At 53.6% G+C, this 3249-nt stretch carries 5 protein-coding genes; all 5 read right to left on the reverse strand.

Annotated features, from left to right (window positions below; translation table 11 throughout):
* Window positions 1-50: 50 nt before the first annotated feature.
* Complete coding sequence (locus tag EQY_RS0120160; protein ID WP_000559755.1) at window positions 51-329, reverse strand: YfcL family protein; 279 nt, start codon at window positions 327-329, stop codon at window positions 51-53.
* 33 nt (window positions 330-362) lie between these two features.
* Window positions 363-911: an elongation factor P hydroxylase gene (gene epmC / locus EQY_RS0120165; RefSeq protein ID WP_001089228.1), complete on the reverse strand. Its 549-nt coding sequence runs from the start codon at window positions 909-911 to the stop codon at window positions 363-365.
* Complete coding sequence (locus EQY_RS0120170) at window positions 911-1720, reverse strand: sulfite exporter TauE/SafE family protein (protein WP_000447361.1); 810 nt, start codon at window positions 1718-1720, stop codon at window positions 911-913. The genes epmC and EQY_RS0120170 overlap by 1 nt, the downstream gene beginning before the upstream one ends.
* Entirely contained in the window at window positions 1720-2544 is an 825-nt protein-coding gene (mepA, locus tag EQY_RS0120175) for a penicillin-insensitive murein endopeptidase (protein WP_001043813.1), read from the reverse strand. The genes EQY_RS0120170 and mepA overlap by 1 nt, the downstream gene beginning before the upstream one ends.
* 3 nt (window positions 2545-2547) lie before the next feature.
* The coding region (gene aroC, locus EQY_RS0120180) for a chorismate synthase (protein ID WP_000629328.1) at window positions 2548-3249 on the reverse strand (702 nt) is incomplete at its 5' end.

Here is a 3249-nt window from a genome sequence, read left to right on the forward strand (position 1 = left end):
TAAGACGCGGCAAGCGTCGCATCAGGCATGGTGCTCCAGACGCCAACAACTTACTGCTGTGACGCCTGCTGAAACAGGTTTTCCCACATATCGGTAACCAGCGCCTGGTCACGCGGCGACAATTCACCGGCGCCAATGGCTTTTTCCAGACTCTGGCTAACGGTTGTATGCACCGCATGGGCGGAGTGGTCATCACCACTTTCCAGTTCTGCGATGGCTAACGTCAGGTGGCCACGCAAATATCCACTGGCAAACAACTCATCATCACTGGCATGGTCAACCATACCGTCGATTAATGCCAGAATGCGTGATTCAAACTCCGCGATCATCTTCTTTCCTCATTGTAAAACGTGGCGCTGGCTTCAGTTGAGCTCTTCCGGCCACGGGAACTGTTCCGCCGTAATTTCCGGCGTGTGATAATAATTTTGTAATGCGTTTATGAAGCGTGCCGGACGTTCGGGAATACCGTTTGCCAGATAATCCATCACCTGCGCATGTACGCGTCGCTGGAACACCACGCGATCCGGTTCGAAGTCGCCTTCCAGATTGTCGCAGCTAACATTAAACGGATATCCCGCCGCCACGCAGAACAACCAGTCCAGCGCCTGCGGCTTAACTTCAACATCTTCAAACTGGCTTTGCGTTTGGGCATCGCGTCCGTCCGGGCAATACCAGTAGCCGAAATCAACCAGTTCACGGCGCGCTTTCCCGGCAATACACCAGTGCGAAATCTCATGAATTGCGCTGGCATAAAAACCATGAGCAAAGACGATTCGGTTAAACGGTATTTCCGCATCAGCAGGAAGATAGATCGGTTCGTCGTCGCCTTTAATCAGACGGGTATTAAATTCATCGGCAAAGCAGCTATTAAAAATTTCAATCAACTGCTCATAGTGGTGTGTACTGTTCATTAGTTCATCCCCAACCAGTGGAGGATCTCCTGTCCGTGGCTATCATAAAGTAATTTGGCACTCATCACCGCCGATACAATAACGATCATTGGGCGGATCAGCTTTTGTCCTTTGCTCAACACCAGTCTTGAACCCATGCGCGCGCCGAGGAACTGCCCCACCAGCATCACGAATCCTGTCGCCCAAATCACTTTGCCGCCGAGAATAAACAGCAGCAAACCGCCTATGTTTGACGTTGCGTTAAGTAATTTAGCGTGAGCCGTGGCTTTGGCGAGGTTGAATCCGCACAGCGTAACGAAGGCCAGCGCGTAAAACGATCCGGCAGCCGGGCCAAAGAATCCATCGTAAAAACCGACACAACCACCAGCAATTAACGCGAAAGGTAGGCCGTACATCCGGCGCTGGCGATCTTCTTCTCCCAGTTTGGGCATCAGCAAGAAATAGAGACCGATACAAATCACCAGGATGGGTAAAATCTGCCGTAGCACATCAGCCTGCACGTACTGCACCAGCAATGCGCCGCTCATTGAACCAACAAAGGTCATCGCGATATTGAGTTTTTGATCGCTTAAGCTAACCACTTTGCGGCGAATAAAGTAGATAGTGGCGGAAATAGAGCCGCCGCAGGCTTGCAGTTTATTGGTTGCCAGCGCGTTAGCGGGAGACATCCCCGCCGCCATTAACGCCGGAATGGTAAGTAACCCACCGCCACCGGCAATCGAGTCAATAAATCCCGCCAGCATGGCGACAAAAAAGAGAACGCCCAGCAATAGCGGGGAGACCATAAACAGGCTATTAAACGTTTCCATTAGATCACGTGCTCATCCAGTAGCGCCTGGCAGGAAGGCGGCAACGGAGGCGGTGTCTTCTTCTCAGGCTTTGTTGTTCCCGGTTTTGGAGGTTCAAACCAGCTTTGCAGTTCAGCCCCGCAACCATCGCCCGGTGGCGGTAAAGGTTGATCTTCACACTCCAGACTATCGGCAGGACAACGTAATCGTACATGCATATGCGCACGATGCTGGAACCAGGGTCGCACTTTGCGCAACCAGTCGCGATCGGTGCCCGCATCAAGGCAAAGTTGTTGTTTAATCGCCGGATTAACAAAAATGCGGGTGACGTCTTTGTCCTGCGCAGCGAGTTTGATCAGGCTGAAAATTTCTGGTTTCCACAGCGTGGGGACAACGTGTTTACCGTCGCGGGAAACTAAGTCTAGTGCTTGCGGACGCAAGAGCTGCGCGGAGGTCCAGCGTGTTTTCGGCAGTTGCAGAAAAATATCAACATCCAGTCCGGTCTGGTGGCTGGCATGACCGCCGTTGAAACGCCCACCAGCGGGCATCCCCATATCGCCAATCAGCACCGTACCCATGCCCAGATTGCTCACCTGGCTACTCAGACGCTGGATAAACATCACCAGATCCGGGTGTCCGAAATAGCGACGCTGATCGGTACGCATGACCTGATAATGTTCGGACTGTATCGGCAGCGTGTCAGCGCCGACGATACAGCCATTAGAAAAACTGCCTATTGATTGTGCGCTACCCGGCACAGGTTGGGTTATTTTTTGCCACGGCGTCGCTGCCAGGCTGGCGCTACTGGCAAGCAGAGCCAGCAGCGCAATCGCGGTTTTGTTCATTTTTTACCAGCGTGGAATATCAGTCTTCACATCGGCATTTTGCGCCCGCTGCCGTAGCAGGTGATCCATTAAAACGATCGCCAGCATCGCTTCAGCGATCGGCACCGCGCGGATCCCGACACAGGGATCGTGACGGCCTTTGGTGATCATCTCAACTTCTTCGCCAAAGCGGTTAATGGTACGCCCCGGCACAGTAATGCTGGAGGTCGGTTTCAGCGCCATATGGGCAATGATTTGCTGCCCGCTGCTGATACCGCCGAGAATGCCGCCCGCATGGTTGCTCTGGAAACCGTCTTTGGTGATTTCGTCGCGGTTCTGGCTGCCGCGCAGCGCCACCACGTCAAAACCATCGCCAATTTCCACGCCTTTCACCGCGTTGATGCTCATCAGCGCGTGGGCGATGTCGGCATCCAGGCGATCAAATACCGGCTCGCCAAGCCCGGCGGGGACGCCACTGGCAACAACGGTGACTTTCGCACCGATAGAGTCGCCTTCTTTTTTCAGCGCGCGCATCAGTTCATCTAAGGCGTCGATTTTGTCCGGGTCCGGGCAGAAGAATGGATTTTGCTCAACCTGCGACCAGTCTTTGATTTCCAGTGGAATGTCACCCATCTGGGTCAGGCAGCCGCGAATTTCGATGCCAAATTTCTCAGCGAGATATTTTTTGGCAATCGCCCCTGCCGCAACGCGCATGGCGGGTTTGGC

The sequence above is a fragment of the Escherichia sp. TW14182 genome (assembly GCF_000208525.1).
Lineage (GTDB): Bacteria > Pseudomonadota > Gammaproteobacteria > Enterobacterales > Enterobacteriaceae > Escherichia > Escherichia ruysiae.

What these genes read in the sequence shown, in the direction of transcription:
- mepA (WP_001043813.1), bottom strand. Translation starts at nt 2,544, where the DNA reads ATGAACAAAACCGCGATTGCGCTGCTGGCTCTGCTTGCCAGTAGCGCC.
- EQY_RS0120160 (WP_000559755.1), bottom strand. Translation starts at nt 329, where the DNA reads ATGATCGCGGAGTTTGAATCACGCATTCTGGCATTAATCGACGGTATG.
- EQY_RS0120170 (WP_000447361.1), bottom strand. Translation starts at nt 1,720, where the DNA reads ATGGAAACGTTTAATAGCCTGTTTATGGTCTCCCCGCTATTGCTGGGC.
- epmC (WP_001089228.1), bottom strand. Translation starts at nt 911, where the DNA reads ATGAACAGTACACACCACTATGAGCAGTTGATTGAAATTTTTAATAGC.